Annotated in this window: 23 protein-coding genes and 7 pseudogenes; 16 read left to right on the forward strand and 14 right to left on the reverse strand. The window is 66.8% G+C overall.

The genetic code is table 11. The annotated features are described in order from the left end of the window. Positions 1–38: 38 nt before the first annotated feature. Both ACIBL4_RS37830 and ACIBL4_RS37835 read right to left on the reverse strand, forming a co-directional pair. Positions 39–732, reverse strand: a pseudogene (locus ACIBL4_RS37830) (transposase family protein). 29 nt (positions 733–761) lie between these two features. Beyond that, on the reverse strand, positions 762–1250 hold the full coding sequence (locus tag ACIBL4_RS37835) for a hypothetical protein (RefSeq protein ID WP_399416340.1): 489 nt from the start codon (positions 1248–1250) through the stop codon (positions 762–764). 174 nt (positions 1251–1424) lie between these two features. On the opposite strand from ACIBL4_RS37835, the gene ACIBL4_RS37840 reads away from it, so the two are divergent. Together ACIBL4_RS37840 and ACIBL4_RS37845 are read left to right on the forward strand one after the other, a co-directional pair. Next, positions 1425–2195 (forward strand): aminoglycoside phosphotransferase family protein, encoded by a 771-nt coding sequence (locus tag ACIBL4_RS37840; protein ID WP_399416341.1) that lies wholly within the window; start codon positions 1425–1427, stop codon positions 2193–2195. 381 nt (positions 2196–2576) lie between these two features. After that, the gene (locus ACIBL4_RS37845) at positions 2577–2768 is read left to right on the forward strand and encodes a DUF6980 family protein (RefSeq protein ID WP_399416342.1); all 192 of its coding nucleotides are present in this window, start codon (positions 2577–2579) and stop codon (positions 2766–2768) included. 4 nt (positions 2769–2772) lie between these two features. On the opposite strand, the gene ACIBL4_RS37850 is transcribed toward ACIBL4_RS37845, so the two are convergent. Further along, positions 2773–3459 carry a hypothetical protein gene (locus ACIBL4_RS37850; protein ID WP_399416343.1) on the reverse strand — a complete coding sequence of 229 codons (687 nt, stop codon included), beginning with the start codon at positions 3457–3459 and terminating at the stop codon, positions 2773–2775. A 225-nt stretch (positions 3460–3684) separates the two neighbouring features. On the opposite strand from ACIBL4_RS37850, the gene ACIBL4_RS37855 reads away from it, so the two are divergent. After that, positions 3685–3924, forward strand: coding sequence for a hypothetical protein (locus ACIBL4_RS37855; RefSeq protein ID WP_399416345.1), 240 nt, complete (start codon positions 3685–3687; stop codon positions 3922–3924). A gap of 249 nt (positions 3925–4173) precedes the next feature. Continuing rightward, the gene (locus ACIBL4_RS37860; RefSeq protein WP_399416346.1) at positions 4174–5193 is read left to right on the forward strand and encodes a rod shape-determining protein; all 1020 of its coding nucleotides are present in this window, start codon (positions 4174–4176) and stop codon (positions 5191–5193) included. A gap of 226 nt (positions 5194–5419) precedes the next feature. On the opposite strand, the gene ACIBL4_RS37865 is transcribed toward ACIBL4_RS37860, so the two are convergent. Continuing rightward, on the reverse strand, positions 5420–5755 hold the full coding sequence (locus ACIBL4_RS37865) for a hypothetical protein (protein ID WP_399416348.1): 336 nt from the start codon (positions 5753–5755) through the stop codon (positions 5420–5422). 240 nt (positions 5756–5995) lie between these two features. Here ACIBL4_RS37865 and ACIBL4_RS37870 point away from each other — a divergent pair, with 240 nt between their 5' ends. The 3 genes from ACIBL4_RS37870 to ACIBL4_RS37880 all read left to right on the forward strand — a co-directional run bounded on the left by ACIBL4_RS37870 (position 5996) and on the right by ACIBL4_RS37880 (position 7885). After that, entirely contained in the window at positions 5996–6217 is a 222-nt protein-coding gene (locus ACIBL4_RS37870; RefSeq protein WP_399416349.1) for a hypothetical protein, read from the forward strand. A gap of 202 nt (positions 6218–6419) precedes the next feature. Further along, positions 6420–7216 (forward strand): IS5 family transposase gene (locus ACIBL4_RS37875; RefSeq protein ID WP_399416420.1). Its coding sequence is split into 2 segments (ribosomal slippage): positions 6420–6755 and positions 6758–7216, totalling 795 coding nucleotides; the frame shifts between segments, so codons are not numbered across the junction. Between the two features lie 387 nt (positions 7217–7603). Continuing rightward, on the forward strand, positions 7604–7885 hold the full coding sequence (locus ACIBL4_RS37880) for a hypothetical protein (RefSeq protein ID WP_399416350.1): 282 nt from the start codon (positions 7604–7606) through the stop codon (positions 7883–7885). Positions 7886–7994: 109 nt separating this feature from the next. On the opposite strand, the gene ACIBL4_RS37885 is transcribed toward ACIBL4_RS37880, so the two are convergent. Then, positions 7995–8300 (reverse strand): hypothetical protein, encoded by a 306-nt coding sequence (locus ACIBL4_RS37885; protein WP_399416351.1) that lies wholly within the window; start codon positions 8298–8300, stop codon positions 7995–7997. 518 nt (positions 8301–8818) lie between these two features. Then, positions 8819–8992 (reverse strand): hypothetical protein, encoded by a 174-nt coding sequence (locus ACIBL4_RS37890; protein WP_399416352.1) that lies wholly within the window; start codon positions 8990–8992, stop codon positions 8819–8821. Between the two features lie 91 nt (positions 8993–9083). Between ACIBL4_RS37890 and ACIBL4_RS37895 the strand changes: the two genes are divergently transcribed. From ACIBL4_RS37895 to ACIBL4_RS37905, 3 genes are all read left to right on the forward strand, one after another. Next, on the forward strand, positions 9084–10568 hold the full coding sequence (locus ACIBL4_RS37895) for a PP2C family protein-serine/threonine phosphatase (protein ID WP_399416353.1): 1485 nt from the start codon (positions 9084–9086) through the stop codon (positions 10566–10568). Between the two features lie 8 nt (positions 10569–10576). Then, positions 10577–10954: an STAS domain-containing protein gene (locus ACIBL4_RS37900; protein ID WP_399416354.1), complete on the forward strand. Its 378-nt coding sequence runs from the start codon at positions 10577–10579 to the stop codon at positions 10952–10954. A 292-nt stretch (positions 10955–11246) separates the two neighbouring features. Beyond that, positions 11247–11726: an ATP-binding protein gene (locus ACIBL4_RS37905; RefSeq protein ID WP_399416356.1), complete on the forward strand. Its 480-nt coding sequence runs from the start codon at positions 11247–11249 to the stop codon at positions 11724–11726. A gap of 203 nt (positions 11727–11929) precedes the next feature. Here the strand turns inward: ACIBL4_RS37905 and ACIBL4_RS37910 are convergent. Further along, a pseudogene (locus ACIBL4_RS37910) lies at positions 11930–12101 on the reverse strand (hydrophobic protein). Between the two features lie 2218 nt (positions 12102–14319). On the opposite strand from ACIBL4_RS37910, the gene ACIBL4_RS37915 reads away from it, so the two are divergent. Continuing rightward, on the forward strand, positions 14320–14493 hold the full coding sequence (locus tag ACIBL4_RS37915) for a CsbD family protein (protein ID WP_078937534.1): 174 nt from the start codon (positions 14320–14322) through the stop codon (positions 14491–14493). Between the two features lie 297 nt (positions 14494–14790). Here ACIBL4_RS37915 and ACIBL4_RS37920 read toward each other — a convergent pair. Together ACIBL4_RS37920 and ACIBL4_RS37925 are read right to left on the reverse strand one after the other, a co-directional pair. After that, positions 14791–15138: pseudogene (locus tag ACIBL4_RS37920) on the reverse strand (transposase); the annotation flags it as partial. Between the two features lie 255 nt (positions 15139–15393). Beyond that, positions 15394–15879, reverse strand: coding sequence for a hypothetical protein (locus tag ACIBL4_RS37925; protein ID WP_399416357.1), 486 nt, complete (start codon positions 15877–15879; stop codon positions 15394–15396). A 418-nt stretch (positions 15880–16297) separates the two neighbouring features. Between ACIBL4_RS37925 and ACIBL4_RS37930 the strand changes: the two genes are divergently transcribed. Both ACIBL4_RS37930 and ACIBL4_RS37935 read left to right on the forward strand, forming a co-directional pair. After that, the gene (locus ACIBL4_RS37930; protein WP_399416358.1) at positions 16298–16978 is read left to right on the forward strand and encodes a hypothetical protein; all 681 of its coding nucleotides are present in this window, start codon (positions 16298–16300) and stop codon (positions 16976–16978) included. 33 nt (positions 16979–17011) lie between these two features. Beyond that, positions 17012–17384, forward strand: a pseudogene (locus ACIBL4_RS37935) (transposase family protein); the annotation flags it as partial. A 33-nt stretch (positions 17385–17417) separates the two neighbouring features. Here ACIBL4_RS37935 and ACIBL4_RS37940 read toward each other — a convergent pair. From ACIBL4_RS37940 to ACIBL4_RS37950, 3 genes and pseudogenes are all read right to left on the reverse strand, one after another. After that, positions 17418–18170, reverse strand: a pseudogene (locus ACIBL4_RS37940) (transposase); the annotation flags it as partial. Then, positions 18171–19172 (reverse strand): annotated as a pseudogene (locus ACIBL4_RS37945) (IS481 family transposase); the annotation flags it as partial. Positions 19173–19243: 71 nt separating this feature from the next. After that, entirely contained in the window at positions 19244–19609 is a 366-nt protein-coding gene (locus tag ACIBL4_RS37950) for a VOC family protein (RefSeq protein ID WP_399416359.1), read from the reverse strand. A 91-nt stretch (positions 19610–19700) separates the two neighbouring features. On the opposite strand from ACIBL4_RS37950, the gene ACIBL4_RS37955 reads away from it, so the two are divergent. After that, a complete protein-coding gene (locus ACIBL4_RS37955) occupies positions 19701–20666 on the forward strand; it encodes a helix-turn-helix transcriptional regulator (RefSeq protein WP_399416360.1) in 966 nt (321 codons plus the stop codon). Between the two features lie 213 nt (positions 20667–20879). On the opposite strand, the pseudogene ACIBL4_RS37960 reads toward ACIBL4_RS37955, so the two are convergent. Beyond that, a pseudogene (locus ACIBL4_RS37960) lies at positions 20880–21731 on the reverse strand (transposase family protein). 141 nt (positions 21732–21872) lie between these two features. On the opposite strand from ACIBL4_RS37960, the gene ACIBL4_RS37965 reads away from it, so the two are divergent. Further along, positions 21873–22268: a VOC family protein gene (locus ACIBL4_RS37965; RefSeq protein ID WP_399416361.1), complete on the forward strand. Its 396-nt coding sequence runs from the start codon at positions 21873–21875 to the stop codon at positions 22266–22268. A gap of 215 nt (positions 22269–22483) precedes the next feature. On the opposite strand, the gene ACIBL4_RS37970 is transcribed toward ACIBL4_RS37965, so the two are convergent. Beyond that, complete coding sequence (locus ACIBL4_RS37970) at positions 22484–22870, reverse strand: winged helix-turn-helix transcriptional regulator (RefSeq protein WP_399416362.1); 387 nt, start codon at positions 22868–22870, stop codon at positions 22484–22486. A gap of 113 nt (positions 22871–22983) precedes the next feature. Here ACIBL4_RS37970 and ACIBL4_RS37975 point away from each other — a divergent pair, with 113 nt between their 5' ends. Beyond that, positions 22984–23919: an NADP-dependent oxidoreductase gene (locus ACIBL4_RS37975; protein WP_399416363.1), complete on the forward strand. Its 936-nt coding sequence runs from the start codon at positions 22984–22986 to the stop codon at positions 23917–23919. The last annotated feature ends 87 nt before the right edge of the window (positions 23920–24006 follow it).

Consider the following 24006-nt stretch of genomic DNA (forward strand, 5'->3'; position numbering starts at 1 on the left):
CCCGTAATGATCTCTAGCCTGGTATCCACTTGCCTCACTCATCCCGCGAGGACGAGGTTGTGGAGTTGGGCGATCCCGAGCACGGCGTGGTAGACGCCGTCGCCTTTCAAGCGGCAGTCGTGGTCCTCTTTCCAAGCGGGCAGCTCAGCCTGCCCATGCGCGCGCTGGTGTGGGATGACGAGCCCGGTGCCCCGATAGCCGCCGTCCGCGATGACTGTGGCTTTGCCAACGGCGGCCTTGGCTCCGGATTGCTCCCACGCCTTGCAGTCGTTGCGGTTGCCGGGCAGGGGCTGGCCGATCACCACGACGAGCCGGTGTCGGCGTCGATGACGACCTGGTGGTTGGTGGAGTACCGGTAGTTTTTCGACTGCGCGGCGATCGCATGATCGCGGGTGGGCACCAAGGTGCCGTCGACGATGAGCACGGTGTCCTTGCGGAACCGCTTGCGGGGCCGGAGCGCGAGCAACGGCCCGAGATGATCGATGATGCGGTCGGCTGCGGACTTCGAGATACCGAACAGTGGGGCCAGCTGGTGCAGCGTCAAGTTTGTGCGCCAGTAGGTGGTCACCAGCAGCACGCGGTCTTCCAACGGCAGGCTCCAGGGTCGACCTTGCGTACTGGATCCGCGCCTTCTCGGCGTAGCGCGGTGATCAGCTTGCGGAAGCTGCGCGGGCTCAGTCCGCTGAACGGGGCCATCCAAGACGGCTCTGACGCCGTGATCACACCAGCCACGACAAGATCGTCCCACCCGCAGCACCGTCTCACTGAGGTGCCACGGAACCCCCGGCCGCCCGTCGCTGGCCAGGCCACATATCGCTATACGCCGCGTCGAAGAACTGCGCCTGCGGCCCGCGCAGCGCGGCCCCGTCGGCTATCTCACCCCGGGCCGCCTCGGCGAGGCGGGCTGCATAACGATAGGCGGCGCCCCGCAGGGGCTCGCTTCTGGCCGCCAGGTCGATCTCCGCATGAGCCAACCACAGGTCGTCGACAAGGTGGTCGAGCACGGGATCGGCAGAGGTGTCGCCACTGCCCGAGCGGGCGAGTGCCGCCTTCTCCACCTGCGACGCAATGCCCAGGAACTTCAGGACCGCGTTCTTGAGCTCCGCGCGATGCGCGGCTGACTCCTGCACTTCGAGCTGCCGAGTGCTTACTCGCGAGACGAGGTACTGGCCAAACAGCGATCCGCCCGCACCGAGCGCAACACCCGCCAGAGACAACAGCGCCGGCCCCAACGTTCCCCAAGATCCCATAGCTGGAGTTTCTCAACATCAGTTCGCCGCCGTGCGAAGGCCGGGCTTCTCCTGTACTTGGGACCAGTGGGGAATCCCCAGTGGCGCCTCGTTGGGTAGGGAGGTAACTGGCCTCCATCGTCGCTGACGGTAATCGAGGTGACGCGTGTTCGACGGCTGGGTAGCGTGAACCGGGTGTCGAGCGAGGAAGTGATGCAGGACGGTGCCCACCGTCGGGTGGTGCGGATCGGTGACACCGTCCGTAGGCCCGCCCAACCCTGGACGCCCACCGTCCACGCGTTGCTGCGGCACCTGGAGAATGTGGGGTTTGCCTATGCGCCCCGACCGCTGGGAATCGACGACGAGGGTCGCGAGGTCCTTACCTACATCGACGGTGACTCCGGAGCGTCGGGCTGGGCCAGGGTCGTGGACGACCCGGGCCTGACCAATTTCGCCCGACTTCTGCGCGACTACCACGATGCCTGCGAGAGCTTTTCACCTCCGCCAGGCGCGACCTGGTCCACGGACGCAGGTGTCTCCGGGGACGACGAGGTTGTCTGCCATGGGGACTTCGGCCCATGGAACGTCGTCTGGCAGGGCAACCAACCGGTGGGAATCATCGACTGGGACTTTGCTCGCCCGGCGCCACGCTTGCACGACGTGTCCTACGCGTTGGAGTACGTTGCCCCGTTCCGCGACGATGCCGAGTGCCTGCGCTGGCTGCACTACCCGGCGCCGCCCAATCGCCGTCTGCGGCTGGAGCACTTCTGCAGTGCGTACGGTCTTGACTCGACCGTGGGGATCGTCGACGCCGTCATAGCCAGACAGCAGGACAATGCCGACCTCGTGCGCCGGCTGGCCGAGCAGGGGCACGAGCCCCAGGCCACGTGGGCCGCCGACGGGCTGCTGACCGAACTTGACCACAGGATCGACTGGAGCAAGGCGCACCGACATCTGGTCGAGTAGCCGATTCGCCCGTCACCGACCGTACTTCTGGCCGTCAGAGTGTCGCCATATCCTGCCGTCCCTGGGGAGCTTCTCCTGACCGCTGTCGTCGTGGACGGCGCATGCAGTTACGGGACAGCTCTAAAGGGTGTTGCAGAAGGCCGTGAACTGGGCATCTCCGCTGTACGGCTGGGGTGTTGAGGGCCGAGCGGGTGTGGGTGGAGACGTTCACTGGGCTGCGGGTCGAGTTCACAGTGTCGATGAACGAGGAACCGGGGTCATGACCAACCACTGTTGCGAGGCGATGAGGCGCCGCGTGAAAGTGCCCTGCGACCAGCACATTGACCCCTTGCCTGCCTGGACTCGCTGATCAAGTTCAGCGCCAAGTTCCAGGAGTACGGGGTGATCATCCACGATGGCGGCACATCGAGCATCACTATCGACTTCTGCCCCTGGTGCGGACGACGCCTCCCCGTATCACAGTGGGACCGATGGTTCGACGAACTCGAACGCCGTGGGATCGATCCAGGGGAGGACGAAGTCCCAGCCGAGTTCCAGGACGACCGCTGGCTCGCCGCCCTGTCTCGGGACTGACGAATCAACACCCTCTTTGCTCCCCTGGAGCCGCAACTGTGAAAGGTCCCACAGCGGAGGCGACACACGCGGAGATGTCCGTTTCCATGCCCGCAGCCAAGCCCTCCTCGCAGAGAAGGCCTCCCTTCTCGCGCAGGTCCAGGTAGAAGCGCGTAAACCTGCCGTCCTGCCTGAGGCTGTGAATGCGTTCGTCGATGTAACCAAGGTCGTTCAGGACCTTCCTGACCTTGGCAGGGGTGGGCTCCGAAACCGCCTGCAGCGCCTGGACGATGCGCTGTTCGTGCTGGACGCTCATGCACCAGTCTCGGTCGTTCAGCTCCGCCGCGGGACCCGTGGGGGCGCCAGGCTCGATTGGGACAGCCGGAGGGGTCTCGCCGGGGGCGAGGCTCTCCTTCCCCTCCTTCACCGAGCCGGCTGGCCTCTTGTGAGACGGGCCCGGCCCGGTCTCGCTCTCGGTCTCAAGACATGGCTGCGCAACCTTGTCGAGCATCGCCATGAACCCCGCCTGCTCGGGCCCCGAGGATGTGGCACTCTCCTCGGCGCTGACGCTGCTACCCGGCTTGCTTTCAGACCCACCGTCACTTGGGCTCTCGCTCCCGCAGCCGGCAAGCACCAAGGTAGCGAGTGCGGTTGCCGTCAGGGCACGCCGGGGGCGGGCAAGCGGGCTGATGAAAGCGAAGATCCGTGTCATGGACGCAGTCTCCTGCCGGCGTCGCGCGCCCCGCATGAGTATGCGTACCCACGCAGACACTCACGGAACGTGGCTGTGAGATCTTCCTGCGCCTCATCCGCCTCATCACGTAGGACACGGTCCTCATGTGCCCCGCCTTGGCTATGGCACAGAGGGTGGCCCTTCCCGCGGCCGAAGGTCACGCCCAGCGCATGCCGAGTTCGGATTGCCTGCGGGTTCACTCCGATGGAACCACCCCTGCCCGGTGACGGGTTGGCGCAGCACATCAGCACATCAGCACGCTGCAGGCAACTGGCCCAGCTCGCTCAGAGCCGGGGCGAGGGCTGGATCGCGGCGCCTGGCGGGACATCGCCGAAGGAGTACCGCAAGCTGACCCGGCGCCTGTCCGAGGAGCGCCCCGCGTACCGGGGTGTGGGGGACGTCGCGCGGCGCGACAAAGCCCTTGCCTTGCCGAAGAATGCCTGACCATGCTCAGACCCGGGCCGATCAGCTGCTGAGGTGACAACTGGGGCAGGCGGTGTGGCAGCGGTTCACCGCGGCGGGCACGCCGATACGGTCCGGTGATGGAGTGCAGTGGAGAAGAGCCAGTGTCAAAGCAGCGGCGCAGTTTGGCACATCACCGCCCAGTCCTGATGTGGGGCAGCATCCGCCTCGCCGACTGAAGGGCCCTGTAGAAATCGTGGAAAGGGCAGACGAGGCCTGATGGGGAACTCAATGTCGTTCTTGGGGCGTGACATGGCTGTCGATCTGGGGACCGCCAACACGCTGGTGTACGTCAGGGGTTGTGGGATCGTGCTCAACGAGCCGTCCGTCGTCGCGGTCAACACCGACACCGGTGGCATCCTCGCGGTCGGCACGGGAGCGAAGAAGATGATCGGGCGCACTCCCGGCAACATCATTGTCGTGCGTCCGCTGAAGGACGGTGTGATCGCCGACTTCGAGATCGCGGGGCGGATGCTGCGCTACTTCATTCTGAAGATCCACAAGCGGCGGTATCTGGCTCGTCCGCGGGTGGTGGTCTGTGTGCCCTCGGGTATCACGGGCGTCGAGCGCCGTGCCGTCATCGAGGCGTCGTCCCAGGCCGGCGCCCGCCAGGTGCACATCATCGAGGAGCCCATGGCCGCTGCCATCGGCTCCGGCCTGCCGGTCCACGAGGCCACGGGCAACATGGTGGTCGACGTCGGCGGCGGCACCACGGACGTGGCGGTCATTTCCTGCGGCGGCATCGTCATCGCCCAGTCCATCGGCGTGGCTGGCGACGAACTGGACAACGCGATCGTCCAGCACGTCAAGAAGGAGTACTCGCTGCTGCTGGGTGAGCGCACGGCCGAACAGGTCAAGATCGCGATCGGTGCGGCGTACGACCTCGACTCCGACGAGCACTCCGAAATGCGCGGCCAAGACCTGGTCTCCGGGCAGCCGAAGACCGTCGTCATCTCCGCGGCCGAAGTACGCAAGGCGATCGAGGAGCCGGTCAGCGCCATCGTCCACGCCGTCAAGACGACCCTCGACAAGTGCCCGCCGGAGCTGTCCGGCGACATCATGGACCGGGGAATCGTTCTGACCGGCGGCGGAGCGCTGCTGCGCGGCCTGGACGAGCGGCTGCGCCGCGAGACGGGCATGCCGGTCCACATCGCCGAGGATCCGCTGGACAGCGTGGCGCTGGGCTCCGGAAAGTGCGTCGAGGAGTTCGAGGCGTTGCAGCAGGTGCTGGACGCCCAGCCCCGAAGATGAGGCGGCACTTCGATGCCGCTGTCGGTCTCCCTCGCTCGCTTGCATGGGAGGGACGCGAGCGAGGTATGGAGAACGTAGCCTTTTGCTCTCTTGGGGTACGTGCCTTCAGCACCTGACCTGCGCGCCTTTTCGATAGGTACTGCGGTGCTGGAGCGGCGGTTGGCCGTGCCTGAGCGCAAGCGGACTAGCAGTGCAGACCGCCCGGATGCGGCCGCCGCCGGGTTGGCTACTTCTCGTCGAAGACGAGGTCCTCGGGATCATGGGTGAGCCGCACGGTGTTGCCGTTGGTGACCTTGACGATGGTGTCGAAGCCGGTCCACTGTCCGGTGGAGAGGATGAACAGCCGATCGTCGCGCTGCTCGAGGTAGTCGGGGAAGCCTTCCAGCGAAGCGTCGCCGTCGTTGAGCTGGAGGTAGTCCGCGAGGCGGCGGAACAGCTTGGGCAGCAGTACCGCGGTGTCGGTGAGGGTGGACATCCCTTCCACCTTCGCTCCCCTGCGGGTTTGGTCCTTGGGCCAGAGCCCCTTGTCGGCCTGCCGGGCCTGCTCCACTGCCGCAATCATCTCCTTGCGCAGGTCGACGAACAGCTTGCGGTAGAACGTGGGGTAGGCCAGGCCTTCGGCAAGCTGATGGTGATTGGCCGTCTCACGCAGATGGTCCGGGGTGACAGTGAGGAGCGTGCCGCTGCGGCCGGGAGCGTCGGTTCCGCGGCCGGCGAGGGCGACGCACCGGCCGTGAACGTCCGCGCTGCGGGTGAGGATGTAGCCGGGCCGGGAGGCGGGGCTACTGTCGGTGACGATGCCGTGAGTGTTGCGCTGTACGTCGTCGAAGCCCAGCCAGGACAGCAGTTCGTCTGCGGCCTGGCCGGCGAACGGGGCCGGCTGGTGCAGCTCGGGACCGCGGGGCGGGCGGTAGTGGGTCTCCAGGGTGTCGATGCCGTCGAGGCGGAGCTGAGCGCCGCCGCTGCGGTTGCGCCGTACCCGTCGTCCGTGCAGGAGGTCCCACTGGTCGGGTTATCGGGGTAGAGTCTTGCCCCACCCACATGCCGCCGATGACCAGCCGATACGAACGGTGTGCAACGAGCCCCACCAACCGGCCTGTCCCAGCCTCATGTGAACCCCCGACGGTCATCGAGCCCCAAGAGGGCAGGCACACCGTGTTTGTACTGCTCGTGCCGGATTAGACGTCGTCTCATTTGGAGTGCTGGGTAGTCTGCACTGTGTGGTGATGGTCGAGCGCATAGTGCCGGATGAGTTGTGGGAGCTGTTCCAGCGGGTGGTCTCACCTGCTCCATCACGGCCACAGGGCGGCGGCCGGCGCCGGTACGGGGATCGCGAGGTGCTGGCCGCGATCGTCTTCGTGGCCACGACGGGCTGCACCTGGCGGCAGTTGCCGCCGGTCTTCGGCCCGTCGGGGCCGACGGCACACCGGCGCTTCACCGAGTGGACCGCCGCCCGGATCTGGGCGAAGCTGCACCGCCTCGTCCTTGACGAGTTGGGCTCGCGCGGAGAGCTGGACTGGTCGCGCTGCGCAATCGACTCGGTGAACATGCGGGCCCTGAAAGGGGGGAACTGACAGGTCCGAATCCTGTCGACCGGGGCAAGAAAGGCTCGAAGATCCACTTGATCACCGAGCGGACCGGTTTACCCTTCTCGATCGGGATCTCGGGCGCGAACCTGCACGACAGCCAGGCACTCGAGCCGCTCGTGCGCGGCATCCCGCCGATCCGCTCCCGTCGCGGCCCGCGCAGGCGACGGCCCGCCAAACTACACGCGGACAAGGGCTACGACTACGACCACCTGCGCCGATGGCTACGCAAGCGAGGCATCCGGCACCGCATCGCCCGCAAGGGCATCGAGTCCTCCACCCGGCTGGGCCGGCATCGCTGGACGATCGAGCGCACGATGTCCTGGCTGGGCGGATGCCGCCGCTTGCACCGCCGCTACGAACGCAAGGCCGAGCACTTCCTGGCCTTCACCGCCATCGCCAGCAGCCTCATCTGCTACCGCAGACTCACCAAATGAGACGACGTCTTAGAGCGTAGGCAGATGTCTCGCGCTTATCCCTATGAAAGGCGATAGGTTCACCTGAAAAACGGACGAGCTCCCGGATGCTGACACTCTGCCAGTTGCACCGTCTCCGTTTCTGATGCACGATGACGGCCGATTTGAGCGTAGATGCCCGGTGTCGATGGAGTCAGACCTGGAACTGACATCCCTGGCATACAGCGAGCCGCCGAACCACCACTGGTGTACCGCCAGCGCCCGATTGACACGGCGAATATTCCCGGCGCCCCCATGAGAGACTGAGCGCCTCCACCCCCAGGTCCCCATAGGCGTACGGGCGCAGACGGGCCCCTGTTATCCCCGCTCCGTCCTTTCGCCACGCCCTGCTGAAGTTGAGGGAGAGGGGTGGGCGGCGCGGCCGCAGCCGAGGGTCGGGGCGCGCTCGCAGCTTTGCGCGTCGGCTCCGCCGCCGCGGCAGACCCGGTGCTGGGGCCGCCGATGGTGCAGGGGCCGGGGGCAGAGTCGTCGGAGGCGGAGGCGGACTTCGGCCCTGCCCGCCCGAGGCTGAACAAGGAGATTCGGCGGCTTATCAAGCCGTCCGTTGCCACGGGCGCGTTCGACCTCGACGACCTCGCTGAAGACGGGGCGGCTGTCTTGGCCGCCAGCTTCGCCCTGACACGGGGCTGATCCAGCACTTCGCGTATCCGGAAACTCTGCAGTGTCACGCCCATTGCACGCCGAGTTCCCGCAGCGCGGTCAGCTGTCTCTGGTCGAGTTCGCCGCGACGCTGCTTGGATCAGTCCTCGAGTTCGAATTCCGGGACAAGGGTGACGTCCCTGCCTGTGCGTACGCGGTAAGAAATCTGGAGGCCCTCGGGCCCAAGGGCGCGGATTGTGCCCCAGGGGATGGTCTGAGCGGTCTTGAGGCCGGTGAAGTTGGGGTTGTCCTCGATGAGGTCGAGGTTAACGCCGTTCTTTCGGCGACTGAGCGTGAGGGTGTCGCGGGGCTGGCGGATCTCGACGGTGCATTGCTTCGCCACGGAGAGGTGAAGTTGCACGATGCCACTTCTGCCGATGGTGGCGCTTCTGTCGCGGACGGCCATGCTTGCACCTCACCTCTTGTGTGGCTTGTCGCCTGGGGGCGTGACAAGCTGCCTTCACGCAGTACCGTACGCGGCGCTTTGCGTCATCGGCTCGCGGATCGCCGACCGCAAACGAGGACCCTCCCATTGCCATCCGACCACCGGTCCGCAGCGGCCTTCCCCGCCCGTGGCTGGCCGCTGGAAGCGGCCCTTCGGCTGCCCGGTCGGACCCGTGGGCCGACGCGCTGCAGACGGCCGCCCAGAAGCATTCCCGGGTGGTCCGGGACGCTTCGGGCGTCACGTTCGCGGACTCGACATTCCTGAACCTGCTGCTGCACATCCACCCCTTGCGAGCCTGCGTGTGGCCGCGCCTACGCCACAGCTCAAGCGGGTGCTTGAGATCACCGGAGCCGACACTGTCCTGGACATCCGTGCCAGCGTCGCGGACGCCACCTCGGACTGAAGTCAGCGCTCGCACGACCGCTCTGGGCACCGGGCCGCCGACTGCTCGGCGTCGAAGGGCCGGAGTTCACCGACCGTTACACGCTGGCCTTGCGCAAGGCAGTTGCTCTGGCCGCGCTGTCACGGGGCATGATCTCGATCAGGGCCAAGGCCTCGTCGATCTCGCCCTCTTCTAGCCGAACGGGGCCGGGCGCCGCCTGGGTGGGATCACGGATTTCCTCTCGCCACAGCAGCCCGCGCAGTGCGAACACGTCCCCTGGCATTGGCTTTCGGACGTGTACTCGATCTAGGCTGCGTCGGTTCATGCCGCTCGCGGCGGCCCATCGACGGAGAGGAAAGCCGATGACCCAGCAGGCCTCGGCCACCGACCCGGCTTCCGGGCGTCGCCCCGAGCTGATCCCGGACCCGGATGTGGAGGCGGCCCGTATTGCGGCGGTACGCCGGTACGACATCCTCGATACTCCGCCCGACGGCGCGTTCGACCGGGTGGCGGCGATGGCCTCCCGCCTCTTCGATGTCCCCGTGGCCACGGTCACGATCGTGGACACCGACCGCATCTGGTTCAAGGCCGCACACGGCCTGGAGGGAGTCAAGGAGATCGGCCGCGATCCGGGCCTGTGCGGCTCGGCGATTCTGCGCGACGACGCGCTGGTCATCCCCGACACCCTCCGTGATCCCGTGGCGGCGGACAATCCCCTGGTCGCTGGGGAGATGGGTGTGCGCTTCTACGCTGCCGCACCGATCATCACCCCCGACGGCCACCGGCTGGGCACGGTCAATGTCCTGGACACCAAACCGCGATCCATCACCGAGGACGACACCGCCACACTGGCCGACCTCGCCGCGATCGTCCTGGACGAGATGGAGCTGCGGCTGTCGGCGCTGCGCGCACTACGCAATGAGCAGGAGCGGCGGGAGGCGGAGAGCCGTCAGGCCGAGACGGAACGAGCACGTGCCGAGGCGGAACGAGCGGCGCGGGAACAGGCGGAGAAGGACAAGACCGCCATCGCCGCGTTCGCTTCCACCCTCCAGCGCACCCTGCTGCCTCCGGCCCTTCCCGTGGTGCCCGGCCTTGAGCTGGCCTGCCACTACCGCACCGCCTCCGTCCACGATGTGGGCGGCGACTTCTACGATGTCTTCCCCGTCGGCGGCGGCCGGTGGGCGTTCTTCCTCGGTGACGTGTGCGGCAAGGGCCCCGAGGCGGCGACCGTCACCGCCCTGGCCCGCCACACCCTGCGCGCCGCGGCCCAGATCGACCCGGACCCGGTCACCGTCCTGAGCACGCTCAACTCCGTCCTGCTCACCGACGTCACCGCCGGAAGCCGCTTTTGCACCACCCTCTTCGGCCTCCTGGCACCCCGGGAGGACGGCGGCTTCACCGTCACCGTGGCCACCGGCGGCCACCCGCCGGCCTACCACGTGCGCCCCGACGACAGCGGCGCCGTATGGGTCAAGGCGGTACGCCCCAAGGGCGGCATGCTCGTCGGAGCCTTCCCCCAGGCACTCTTCGCCGAGTCCACCTTCTTGCTGGCCCCCGGGGAGGGTTTGTTCCTCTACACCGACGGGCTGACCGAAGCCCGCACCCCTCAGGGCACGATGCTCGGCGACGACGGCCTGACCGGCTTCCTCCACCAGCGCACCGGGCCCCTGACCGCCACCACCCTGGTCGAAGACACCGTCACGTTGCTGGCCTCGCTTCCCGAGGGAGCCAGCGACGACGTGGCCCTGCTGGTCCTGTCCGTGCCCGACGCCGAAACCGCACCCGACACGGGCGTCGCTGCCACCGCCCACACCACCGCCGTACCCGAACACTTCGGCCAGGAGTGATGACCGACGTGACCCACACACTTCACCTGACCGTCCAGCACCCCCACTCCGGCATCGCCATCGCCACGATCGTCGGGGATGTGGACGTGCACACCGCATCCACCCTGCGCTCCGGTGCCCTGGAGATCATTCAACAAGGACACCCGCGCTTGGCCCTGGACCTGACACAAGTCGGCTTCTGCGACTCCGCCGGTCTCAGCGCGATCATCGGCATCTGGCACGCGGCTCAGGAAGCGGGCGGCTCACTCAGCCTCGTCGCCGTCCCCGACCGCCTGATGCGCATGCTCAGCATGACCGGCGTCGACTCACTCCTGCCTGTCCATGCCGCAACCGCCGACGCGGTCGCCGCCTTGACCGACAGTCCACCCGCCTCCGCGAACAGGTAAGCAGCCTCTGGTCTGCCAGACCAGAGGCTTGTGCGGCGTTCCAAGGGCATGCACCAGAGACGCTGTCGCCTCGGCGCCGGGGCAGGCGTCACGGGCCCAAGAGAACAGGGCCAGGAGTCAGGCGGAATCGCCCTTTGCAGGGCAGCCGGCAGGCAGTCTGGCTCTCTACACGGCAGCGGACGCAATTCGACAGCGGTTTCAGGATGCGGATCGGCGCTGTCTGGCTGGCCGTGCAATCCTGCCGGGGCACAGCGTGGATTTCTTGTGACGGTCACGTGAGGCGGGGCGGGTTGTGGGGCAGGCAGCGGGGGATGAGGGGCAGAAGACCGGGGACAGTGATCCGCTGTCGGCGTCGGCCGCTTATGACGGCGACTCTTCCTGCATTGGTGCCGCGCGGCGTCTGGCCATCGGCTTCCTTACCGACGTGCAGGCCGTGCACGGGCTGCCGGTGTCCGAGCGAGCGCTGGGTATGACGCAGTTGGTGGTCAGCGAACTGGTTACCAACGCGGTGAAGTACGCGCCTGGGCCGCTCATGCTGGACCTGCAGATCGTCGGCGGTGCGGTACGCGTGTCGGTGTGGGACAGCGACCCGGTCCTGCCGGACGTCGCCGCCACCGACCCGCAGCGCGTGGGCCGGCACGGCCTGGAGATCACCCTCGCCGTCAGCCAAGGCTACGAAGTCCACCGCGAACCGGTCGGCAAACGCGTCACGGCGCTGATCGCGCTGGCCGATGACCCCGGCGGGAACATCGCCGGCCGCACTGCGCCATAGGGGCTATAGGGAGGCCGACAGGAGGGAGCTGGGGCCGATGGATGGAGGAGCAGGTCCCGCTGCTTCACCGGGCCCCTATGAGGCCTGATGCCCATGAAAGTGGCAATTACACCGTTTTCACGGGTGGGGCGTCCTGGTGCCGGACATGCCTGCGGCCCCGGGTGCACCAGGGGCCCGCAGTGTGGCGCGTTGCCGCTTGACGGCTACCAGCGATACCAGCGACCCTTGCGGCCGCTGGTATCCGCCGTCCGCACGACGAAGCCCAGCAGCCAGACCACCAGCACGATCACGGCGATCCACCACAGTGCCTTCAGCGCGAAACCCGCATCAAAAAGGATCAGGGCCAGCAGTAGAAACCAGAAGCAGGGGAACCATAGTTATCAACCTCCGACGCTCCGGATGTCCGGTCAATCGAAGAACGCACGGCCGATTTCCCTGGTTTCTTCACCGCTCTTGCGGACACTCGACGGACTTCCACCACCGCACACCTACCCTTTGCGTTCTCGTGGGAGGCTCGACACCACGCCGACGGCCCGCTGCCTCACGGACCGGGATGATGCCCCTGCATCCGCTGTGGGTGGCAGCCGGCCCGGGACCGGCCACGGCACACCTCGCGCCCGGTCTGGCAGGGCGACAGGGAAGCCAAGTCCGAGGCGTTGGCGCCGGCCCAGTAGCGGGCCGTGACCCGCACGAGTCGGAGCAGTTCATGTGGCTCCCACCTGCCGTCGACCTGGCAAGCGGCCTGGGTGCGGCGCACCGCATAACAGCGGCCTTCTCCTCGTCGAGGGCGATCACAGCGTTCGCGTTGAGGGCGCGTTCGAACCGCTGGCGTTGCCCTGTCCGGCCGCTGGGGTGCGGCCGACGCTGGAAGAAACCTGCGACCGGCTCCTTCACGACCTCCGGCACCCGACAACCACGACGACGCCGCGCTACTGATCGCCCGCGCACGCCCCTTCACACTGGGCCGAGGGGGAGCCTGACCAACCCAGGCAACGCGGGCCACACGTCAGCCTGCCCTGCGCCATTTTTTCCGCGAGGTAGTACCTCTCACGCCATGCCGAGCGGTCCCGTGTGACACATCGGCGCCGCGATGCGCTGGAGAAGGTGACCCGATCGCGATGGTCGAGGAGTCCGCCCTCTGCGAGGGGGCTGCGGGCTCCGAGTGCAGGGGCAGGCTGGTTCCCCCCCGTGACGGGTCTGCCCCTGCACGCGAAGGTCGCCGACGTGCCACCCGCGGTGTCGAGGGCATCCGAAGCGGTCCAGGCGGGCCGGCACCACGCCAGGGTCGGGCCGGAGAGAGCGGCGGCCCGGCGTGCGGGCCACGCGCGGCGGTTGCCGGCTCGTCCAGCAGCGGGAAGGGCCAGCTCTGGGCGGCGCGGGCCTTGGTCAGGCCGTCGCGAAGAGCGGCCTCCCTCGTGTTCGACGTACCCCGGCCACCCGGTGTGGCCGGGGTACTCGCCGGGGACCGGGACTTCCGGGAAGGCCCGGCAGGGCTTTCATGTTCCGGTTTGACCGGCTATACGATCCCGGCTGTGACGGCTCTCCCGGAAGGAACCATCGGTTGAGCGAGCGGATCAGGGCCAGGGTTCTGCTGCTGGTCGGCGACGAGGCGGAGTTGACGACCGAGTACCGCGGGGTCGAGGATCCGGAGCGCGTGCCCTTGGGTCGGCTCGTCGCGGCGCTATTGGCATGGCGCTTGTGCAGGTGGCCTACGACGTTGCCGACCAGTTCATCGTCCACCATCCGCAGCACGACCCTTGGAGGCGCTGGAAGCCGACCGGCCCCGGACAGCCGAAGCCGTGGGAGGGACAAACCCACTCTGCTCCTCAGTACATCCTCGAATATGACGTCTTCCCGCCCCATCAGAACATCGAGCGGCGCTGGACCGTCGAGCACCCACCACCTCGCTCACCAGCCGCATGAGGCGGCCTGGGGGACGCCAAGCAGGGACGCTCACGGTCAACTGAGAAGGCGAGGCCCGAGAGCATGTCAGCCGGCCGGGCCTGGTCGACGTCGCGAAGGGGCACAGACGTCTCGTCGCCTGGGGCGGCAAGGGGACGGATCCGGCGCTCGCGCCCGGACGGCAAGGGCAAGCGGACCTCATCGGCGTTTCACAGCGCCCCCGCCCGGCATCGCTTCCGGTCTGATGTCCGAGTTTCGGCACGTAGAGGTCCCGGTCCACCAGGGCCCGGCCCCGGCTGGTGGCGCATGCGGCAAAGAGCCCGATCTGGCAGTTGTCGATCTTTCCAGAGGTGCCGGTGTACTGCCTGGCGGATGTGGAGGCCGCCCGGCGGCCCCGTTCCGATGTGCTCAGTCCCGTCACGTCGTCGATCGCCGCGTAGCTGCTCCGCGGCGTCCAGCCCCTCGTCCGTGGCCGGCAGACGACCGGAACACGTGCGATCGCTAGCCAGCGACGCGGCTCGGTCGTTCCCATCGAACGGCATGATCGAGCTGCGCTATTCGGTGGTCCAGCAGCTTCGGCGCTTGTACCCGACTGGGGTGAGATGCTCAGACGCCTCGCTGTTTGCACCAACCGCAGGAGGTTACTCGACGTAGTAGCCCCAACGTCGAATGCGACTGGGAGTGATTAGCGGTGGCTCGAGAGCAGAAGGCAAAGGCCAAGGTGGAGCAGGCCAAGGGCAAGGCCAAGGGAGCCGTGGGCCGGGGGACTGGCGACGAAGGTCTTGCGGCCGAGGGTCAGACCAAGAAGTCGAAGGGTGACATGCGTCAGGCGAAGGAGAAGATCAAGGACGCCTTCCGGCGCTGACTAGCTGGACACGCTCGGTGGGTCCCGTTCACGGGACCCACCGGACAAACGCTGTTTCCTGTGCAGGAAGGCGTTTCAGGCCACCATGGATGCAAGAAGGCCCCACTTCGTACTGAGCCTCGCCCGCTCCCTCGCACCGCTCTGCGACCGCATCATCTTTGACAGCGCACCCGAAAACGACGCTCTTGAGAAGCTGGTGCTTGCCAGCGCACGGACCCTGATCGTGCCGACCCGCTAGTGCTGTGACCGCTTAGGTGCGCCGGGTTGGTGGTCGCGGCGGTTGGATGTGCGGTGACATCTGATCCGACCGCTGGAGGCGCGGTGGCCGAGCTTGGTCGGGCGGGCGGTGGCCGTCACGACGACGAAGTCCTCGTCGTCAGGGCTCAGTTGGCGGGGACGGCCTCCCGCCCACTGAGGGTCCAGGCAAGCCAGGCCGATCTCGTTGAACCGGTGGATGACGTCGCGCACGGTGTCCTCGTCGGCTTGGACGAGTTGGGCGATCACCGGCACGCGATTGCCGCCAGCCGAGGCCAGCAGCATCATCGCGCGCCGGTACCGGACCGAGTTGGTGCTGCCCCGGCGCACGATCTGCTGCAGCCGCTGCCCCTCCTGGTCGGACAGCCTGCTTTGCCACCGAGCCTCCACCTCTCGGACCGGATGTCACCCGACGTCCAAACGGCTCAGCAGCCCCGGCCGCGAGCATCAACCCGGTGAACCATTGCGGTCACAGCACTAGGCAGGTGCCCGCGGATCGTAGTCAAGTCGGATGGATCGGCCCGCATAGGCGTATCGCGTCCACCGTCGGCCACTGCTTGATGGGCACGGGCCGGCCCGATTGCGGCGGCCGGGGTCCAAGTGCCGCGCGGGCAGGCTTGTCGTTGCCCTCGGTCCGGGTGCGGGTCAGTGGTGCTTATCGATCGCCCGGAAGCTGCCTACGAGCGCGAATGGCACCGCGGCCCCGTCGAAGACCGTCGTGCCGGGGATTGCGCTGCTGGAGTTTCGGGGCCCAATAGTCGCAATTGCAGCGCCGTTGTCGCAGGTAATCCCGGTGAAGAATTCTACGGTCCTGTCGCTCTCGTTTCGGACGTTGAAGCTGGTGGCGGGACTGCTGATCACAGCGGTGCACACACCCGGCTTGGCTGAATAGCTTCGCTCGTTGACGTGGATCTGTCCAGCGTCGTCGTTCCTGTGGTCGAAGTGGGTCTGGCCGTCGCCCCCGAGGGGAACAGAGGCATCGGCCTCCTGCGCCAACGGGGCGGACTGCGGGACGGTACTCGAGGCCGAGGCGTAGTTCACACCCGTTGCGGCCATGGCCGTGATGCCCACCGACGCTGCGACCGCCACAACGATACGCCTACGCGTTCCGTTTCTCTTTCTCTCAGGCATTCCGGTTCTCCATCTCTCAGGGATGTCAGCTGAGCGGCCGACCGCGGCCGACCATCAATTAACCTACTCAGGCCTCTTTCTGTCGCCACCTCAGAATGGTCTGACGGGGTTCCGGAAAGGGGCCGATCGGGTGCTCGAAAGACCGGAATCGGTCTTCTGATGGTCCATCAAAAATATGAAGAACAACGCTCCTTGAGGGGGGATTGAGCCGCTCGGGGGACTGGGCTGACGCTCCTTCACGCTGCTGCTGGCGTGTCGTGCATTGATAACACTCCACGCAACGGCTAAGGGTTGTCCTGTAATCGATCTTGAGGTGGAGGGCGGCCTTGGCAGGACCTTTGGTGCCCTGGTCCTCGTGATCAGCGCGCTGGGGAGCACCTACCATGCCTTCGTGACGCGACCGTGGACGGTACGAAGGATGGCCGATCAGTTCGTTGAGCTGCTCGGAACGGCTCCTGCCAGCAGCGATGGTGGCGAGCTGATGTTCGTCCGGGGAAGTCTGTGCACCACGCTTTCGATCTGGAAGGACCGTTACGACCGATCGGCCTTCGGCTGGATGGTCCACACGGACTACACCGGTCTTCGTGACCGGATGGACGGCTTTGGCGGAGTGGGCATCCGGATCGACCACCCCTCGCCAACCGGTGACGCAGGTCCGTCTCACATTCCTCCCGCCGCCTGCTATCTCTGGCCGGCGGGCAGCGCTCTGTTCTCCTCCGAGGTCACCGCCGACGTCACTCGCTACGGACCGCCCTCCCTGCACTTCGTCCGCGACTCCCACGACCTGGGGTTGCTGCTCCTGGCGGACACCCATGTCCGCCGAAACGGCGTCTGGTCGTTCACGCCGGTCAACAGCGAGCCGGCACGGCTTGCGAAGGCCATGATCTTGGCTCGTCAGCGCGGTGATCAGCAGCTGGAGCGGGCGGCTGTCACCAAGCTGCGGAACCGCGGAGAGGAACCGGTGGCTCGTCGCCCTGACTACCTGTTCCGGCAGGCCGTCGCCGACTGGTCCAGGCAGTACGCCAAGGCCTCGGGCATCGATCTCGGTGACCTGGCCAAGCTCAAGGGGAGGTGCCCTCAGTACCCCGAGATCCCGTAGCCCACGGCTTCTCGGGTTCGGGAGATGATCTCCGTGACCGGTGTGATTACAGCATCGGAGCCCCGCTGGATAGGCCCGTTCAGCGGGCTGAGTCCGCAACAGTTCGGCAGGCTCCTCACCGCTCTGCGGAAGGAAGAAGCGGCTCCGACGCGCAAGGGGTGACCATGGGGTCTGCCGCTGGAGGACCGCGTGCTGCTCGTCATTGCCTACTGGCGAACCAACCTGACGCTACGGGCAGCTCGCTCCGCTGTTCGGGATCTCGAAGTCGGCTGCCGACCGCATCATCGACCGCCTCGGGCCGTCCCTCGCTCTGCGCCAGCGTCGGCGGTTCCGCAAGGATGCCGGGCTGATCGTGGACGGCACCTTGGTTCCCACCCGCGACCACAGCATCGCCGAGCGTTCGAAGACATCTCATGTCGCTGGTGAGTCAAGTAGGTGCTCAGGCGGCGAGGTCCAGAGTCGCTGCGAAGGCGCGATCGGGGTCGAACAGCGTGCGGCGCTGTAGGCAGTGGTAGAGGCAGCCGAGCAATTTGTTGAACAGGTTCCTGAGAGCTGCAGTATGGCGCTCTCCGCCGGCTCGTCGTCGGTCGTAGTGGGCGCGTGGAGCCTGGGTGCGGAGGGCTGCGAAGGCCCACATGTGCCCTGCAGCGGCCAGCCGCTGGTTCTTGACTGTCCGGGCCACGACAACGTGGCTGCGGCCGGAGGCCCGCGTGACGGGGGCCGCGCCCGCGTATGCCTTCATGGCTCGGGCGTCCGCGAAGCGTTCGCGGTCGTCTCCGATCTCGGCAAGGACGCGTGCTCCAGACAGCACGGACAGACCCGGGAAACTAGTGATGATGTCGGCATCTCGGTGCGCGAGGAATGCTTCCTCCGTCGTCACCGCGAGCTGGGCGACGCTGGTGCAGGTGGCGTCGACCTGCCGGACGAGCGCCACTGCTTGGTGTCCCAGGGCCTGTTCGACCTTGGGCAGCTGGCGGAGGTGGTCCGCGCGAAAGATATCCCGAAGCCTCTCGACCTCGGCTCCGATTCCGCAGCGGGGACGCTCGCCGCGCTTGAGTAGCGCGCGCAACTGGCTGCGGGTGAGTTTGGCGGCATCGGCTGGCGTGGGCGCGGCAGCCAGGATCACGCGGGCGCGTGGCGAGTCGAGTCCGGGTTTTCCGGGGCCGTGGAAGGCCGCGAGGGCGGCCGGGTAGTTGTATGAGGGCTCGACGTTGGTGACGCTCTCGCGGAGGCGTGCTGCTGGCGGCTTTCCGGCGGCAGCACTATGCGGCCGATGGTAGTTGTAGTGGATGTTCCACACTGCGATCGCGGCTGTCCGGGCATCCTCGCTGGTGAACTCGCGGGCGTAGAGGACTTCCTCGGCCATGATGCGCTGGTAGCGCTCCACTTTCCCGTTGTGCCGAGGTGTGTATGGCTTGGTTCTCTGATGCCGGGTGCCTTGCCCGACGATGCGGGCGAAGTCGCCGGAGCGGTAGCAAGCGCCATTGTCGGTGACGACCCGGTGGATGTGGCTGATGCCGTGGGCGGCGAACCAGACCTTCGCTCGGGCAAGGAACGCAGCAGCTGTAGCGCCCTTCTCATCACCCAGCGGTTCTGTGTAGGCGAGCCGTGAGAAACCGTCGACGACGGAGTGCAAGTAGACGTACCCACGCTTCGCCCCGGTCGACTTCGCCCGACCGACGACCTTGGCCTGATCGCTGTCCCGGCCGTGGATCCGCCACCCGCCGCCATCAGGGATCCGGCCGACCTTCTTCACATCCAGGTGCACCATGTGTCCGGGCCAGCGGGCGGTGATCTTTCCCGGCTTCCGGTTGTTCTCGCCGCATGGGTCGATGAAGCGGCGTTTGCCGAGGCCGAGCCGGGTCAGGTGTCGGCTGACGGTTCGCCGGTTGATCACAAACCCGGTGCTCACAAGTTCGTCGGTGATCCGTTGCGCGGACCACTTGTGCTCGCGGCGCCAGGACTCGATCTGCTCGATGACCCATGCTGGAGTCGCGTTTGGACTCCGGTGCGGGCTCGACGGCCGGTCTTGCAATCCCGCATCACCGTGTAGCCGCCAGCGATTTACCCACTTGCTGGCGCATGCGCGGGAGATGCCCATCTCATCGGCGACGTGGGCGATGGGACGTGTCTGGCACCGCTTCACGAGCCGCCTACGGCCCTCGACGCTCAGGGGCGCATTCGCGTGGAGCACTCGTCGTCCTCTCGAAGTCAGACAACGGCAGGCGCGCACGACAGGTGTCGCGCCTGCCGCATTCTGGCCTTTCAGCCCCGCGGTGCGACACGGATACGGTTCCCGTCAGGATCGGCTGCGAGGAAGGTCAGCCCGAACCCCGCATCATGTGGCTCCTGCAGGATCGTGACGCCCATGGACTGCCACTGCTTGAAGATCGCCTTGATCTCGTCGGGCCCATCGTTGCTGGCCAGACACACCTCACTGGTACGCGGGACGTCCGCTGACAGATCCTCGAACTGGCCAGACCACAGAGCGAGGTCAGCGCCTGGCCCGAGGTCGAAGGTGATGTATCCCGGAGACTCGAACGAGGGGCTCATGCCGAGGAGGTCGCCGTAGAAGCGCGCTGCGGCGGGAGCGTCGTTCACATAGACGATGGACACAACGGATGTGGTCACGGTTGTTCCTTCTCACAGGTCTAGGTACGCATCCACCAGCCTCACCGGGATATGCGCCGCTCCCTGTCGCAATTCCTGAAAAAATTGGTGTGTGACCCCAGACCGCTTCTTCACCCTGATGCTGCTCCTCGCATCGAGGGATGCCGTAACCACACAGGAACTCGCCTCAGCGCTCGGGGTGTCCCTTCGAACCATCACCCGAGATCTGAACTGGCTCCGCGACGCCGGTCTGCCGGTGACCGCACACCGGGGCCGCCTCGGAGGCGTGACCATGCTGCCCGGGTCCGGGCTCGACCTCACGCGACTCACACCGGACGAGCGTGATCATCTGTCGCTCACCGGGCTGGATGAGAAGCAACGTGCGGAGCTCAACGCATCCGTCGAAAGCCAGCGCGCGCTCTCCAAGATCGGCGCTACACAGCCACGTCGAGCTCATGAGCTCCTGCCCCTCACCGACGTAGTGCACGTGGACAGCCGTCCCTGGCTCCAGGCACGAGATCCCGACACGACTCCGGCTTCACTGATCGGCCCACTGCGGCGCGGTCGTCGGCTACGGATCGAGTACGACAGTCCCCACGAGTCATGCTCACGCATCCTGGTCGTGGACCCCTACGGGCTGTTCGCCAAGGCCGGCATCTGGTATCTCGTCGCCGATTGTGCCCGAGTGCCACGGATGTACCGACTCGAACGGATCACGGCCTGGACAGCAGTCGACCAGCCACGACGGATCCGCGAGAACCAGACCCTGGCCACCGTCGCTGCAGCGCTCGTTGATCAGTGGGAACACAACCATGCGATAGAGGTCAGCGCCACCATCGACCAGACCCAGATCGAGCGAGCGCAACGGATCTTTGGCCAACGACTCGTCCAGGACGACCATGAAAAATCCGCCACCGGCCACAAGGTAACGATCCGCTTCCTGCATCTGGAGGACGTGCGAGCACTCCTGCAGTTCGGAAGCGCCATCACTGTGCACGGCCCCACCGAAGCCAGGGCTCACCTCAGCAACCTCGCCACCAACCTTGCCCACCACTATGCGCCGTCACCAACGTCCTGACCCGCAACAGGTAGTACTCGCGCAGGTGCGAGCGGAGTCGGTTGGGCCTATCGATTCAGCAAGAACCAGCACTAGTGATCCACGCTGCCGATACGACCCGGAGCGCCTTCTGACTTCTGGTCATGCGCCGCCATTTGAGGTAGGGGAGCAGAGCAGTCCAGCTGCCCAGTGAGCCCTTCTCGGTAACATCTCGTGACGGTTCGTGATCTTTGTTCAGGTGGTGCGGCCGTGCTCCAGCTGGAGCAGGACGAGGGCGGCTCGGGCGATCCGGGTGATGCCGCTTGGGTCGAGGCTGACGCGGCGCAGGGCCCTGAAGGTGACCTTGAGTAAGGCGTTGGCCCGCTCGGCGACCGCGTGGACGCCTCGGATGAAGAGTTGAACGTCTGCTGCGCGTCGTCGAGTTCGCCTACCTCGGGCTTCTTGACCGGGTGGCGGAAGCCGTCGCCGGCGTTCTCATAGCCGAGGTCGGTCAGGGTGGGAATGTCGAGGGTGGAAGCGAGCCGGTTGAGGGCGTCGACCAGGCCGTGGGTGCGGGCGCAGGTGGTGTCATGATCGCGGCCGGGGCGGACCGGGGAGACCCAGATCGGCCAGCCGTCGGGGGCGGAGATGACCTGGACGTTGCCGCCGTGGTGCTTGTGCTTCCCGGACCACCAGAGGTCGGCGCCGTTGGGGCCGGGGGCAGCGACGCGGTCGGTACGGAGGACGGTGCCGTCCAGGTTGAGATGGGTATGGCCGGCGGCCACCGCCCGTTCCAGCGCAGTGGACAGATCCGGGGCGTGGTCGGCGAGTACGGTCAGCCCCTCGTGCAAGTAGCGGTACGCGGTGGGTACTGAAACCCCGTTGCGCCGGGCGAGTTGGGCCAGCCGGTACCATCGATGAACCACCGCAGTACCAGGACACCCTGCTTGAAGACGCCCAGGGACGCTTGCCCTTGCGGGTGCTGAGCCGTTCGCGGTGCTCGCGCAAGAACCGGGCGAGAGTCTCGGCGGTCTCCCTGCCGGCGTCGAGTGTTGCGGTGTGGTGATACCGGTCAACGCGTGAAGCCTCTGGGTTCCGGAACGTGATCTTCGCAGACCTATTCCTACCAGGGGCTTCTCGCGTATCTGATGCGGGGTCAAGCCCGCCTGATGTCCTTGGTCAGGAAGATCGCGGATCTGTCGGACGGGCGGCATACTCTGAACCTCGTCCGCACTATCTGGGAGAGTCATGGCAAGTAGGTTCACCGAGCTGGCCGTTGACTGCCACGATCCGGAGAGGCTCGCGGCCTTCTGGTGCGAGGTCCTGGACTTCAAGGTGATCGACCGGAGCGAGGGCAAGGTCGAGATCGGCTCCTGGGTGCCGACCGTCGAAGATGTTCGTGCCCGCCAGATGCCGCCCACCTTGCTGTTCATCCAGGTGCCCGAGGGCAAGTCTGTGAAGAACCGGCTTCACCTCGACGTCAGCCCGATCGACGGCAGCACCGAGGACGAGGTGACCAGATTACTCGACCTCGGCGCCACCAAGACGGATGTGGGCCAGGGGTCAGACCGAAACTGGGTGGTCATGGCAGACCCCGAGGGCAACGAGTTCTGCCTCCTGCGCGCCCTGGCACCGCAGAACTAGGCCACGAGCGGGCACCCGCATCCCATCACACACTGCAACCATCACGTTGCCGAGAAGACCTCACTGCCCCACTGGCCACAGAAGTCGAGCCAGAACCCGAGATCCGGCAGCGGTTATTCAGCCGCGCGGGAGGCACCCGGTTCGGGCCGATGTTCATGTCCACGAGAACGGACAGCACCCGCTCGGCCCGATAAGGCCTTCGAAGCGGAGAGGTGTCAGTCGGCGGCGTCGATGTCATAGCGTTCGCGGGCGGCCAGAACCTCGTCCATGTTCTCTTCCGCCCAGCTCTTGATCGCCTGCATGACGGGGATCAAGCCCTCCCCCAACGGCGTCAGGGCGTAGTCCACGCGAACGGGCACTGAGGGTGTGACAGTGCGTTCGATGAGACCGTCACGTTCGAGGTTCCGCAGCGTCTGCGTCAGCATCTTCTGGCTGACGCTCGCGAGCCGTCGGGAGAGGTCGCTGTGGCGCTGCGGACCTGCGGAGAGCGCGTTGACGATCAGGCTGACCCACTTGTTGCTGATCCGGTCCAGCAACTGCCGTGCGGGGCACTCGGCCAGGTACGCGTCGTAAGCGGCACGGGCGTCGGGCAGTGTCGCCATGGCTCTCCTTCAGGTGTGGTGCGCACTTTGAAGTGCCTGCTTCCCAGCGGAGAGTAGCTCTCCCTAGGGTCGTCATGCACACAGTCCCTGTGGATCACGGTGAGGAGTCGGCGATGCGTGCCGTTGTGGTGAGGTCCTTCGGCGGGCCGGACGTTCTGGAGGTCAGCGAGGTGCCGGTGCCCGCGACTGGCCCGGGACAAGTGCGGATCCGGGTCGACGCCGCTTCCGTCAATCCCGTCGATGCAGCGACGCGTTCCGGTGCGCTCGCCTCTGCGGGGCTGATGCCGCCGCGCGACGTCATCGGCATCGGATGGGATGTCGCCGGACACGTCGACGAGGTGGGCGCAGGTGTCACAACGTTCGCTCCTGGTGACAGGGTGATCGGCCTACGGGATCGACTCGACGTCTCGCTGGGCACGTACGCCGAGTTCGTCGTCCTCGACGCTGAAGCGGTCGCGCCCGCCCCCGCGGGTATCTCCGCCACCGAGGCGGCCACGCTGCCCCTGAACGGGCTCACCGCCTTCCAGGCGCTGGACCTGCTGGCTCTGGAACCGGGCGCTACGCTGCTGGTCACCGGCGCAGCAGGTGCGGTGGGCGGCTTCGCGGTGGAACTGGCCGCGCTGCGCGGGCTGCAGGTGGTGGCCGCTGCCGGTGCCGAAGACGAAACATTCGTCCGGGCAGCGGGCGCGCGGTGGTTCGTCCCTCGCTCCGCCGACCTCGCCGAAGCCGTCCGCGACCTCGTCCCCGGAGGCGTCGACGGGGCTCTCGACGCCGCTGTGCTCGGCGTGCGGGCACTTGGCGCCGTACGCAACCGGGGGGCCTTCGTCTCGGTCGTCGCCGGCGCGGCTCCGTTGCCGCTGCGCGGCATCACCGTCTCCGAGCAGTGGGTCGCCGCGGACGGCTCCGCCCTCGCGTGGCTGTCCTCGCTGGCTGAACGCGGCCAGGTGTCCCTCCGCGTCGCCGACACCTTGCCGCTGCACCATGCCATCCAGGCACACGAGGCGCTCGCCAAGGGCGGCCTGCGGGGGAGACTGGTCCTCACCCCGTGACATCGCCGGCCGCCTCCGGACACTCCCGGTGCAGCGGCCGACAACGGTCTCAGCGTCCCACTGGAGGAGTTGCTGTTCCCGTCGATC

It is taken from the genome of Streptomyces sp. NPDC050416 (assembly GCF_044458845.1).
Lineage (GTDB): Bacteria > Actinomycetota > Actinomycetes > Streptomycetales > Streptomycetaceae > Streptomyces.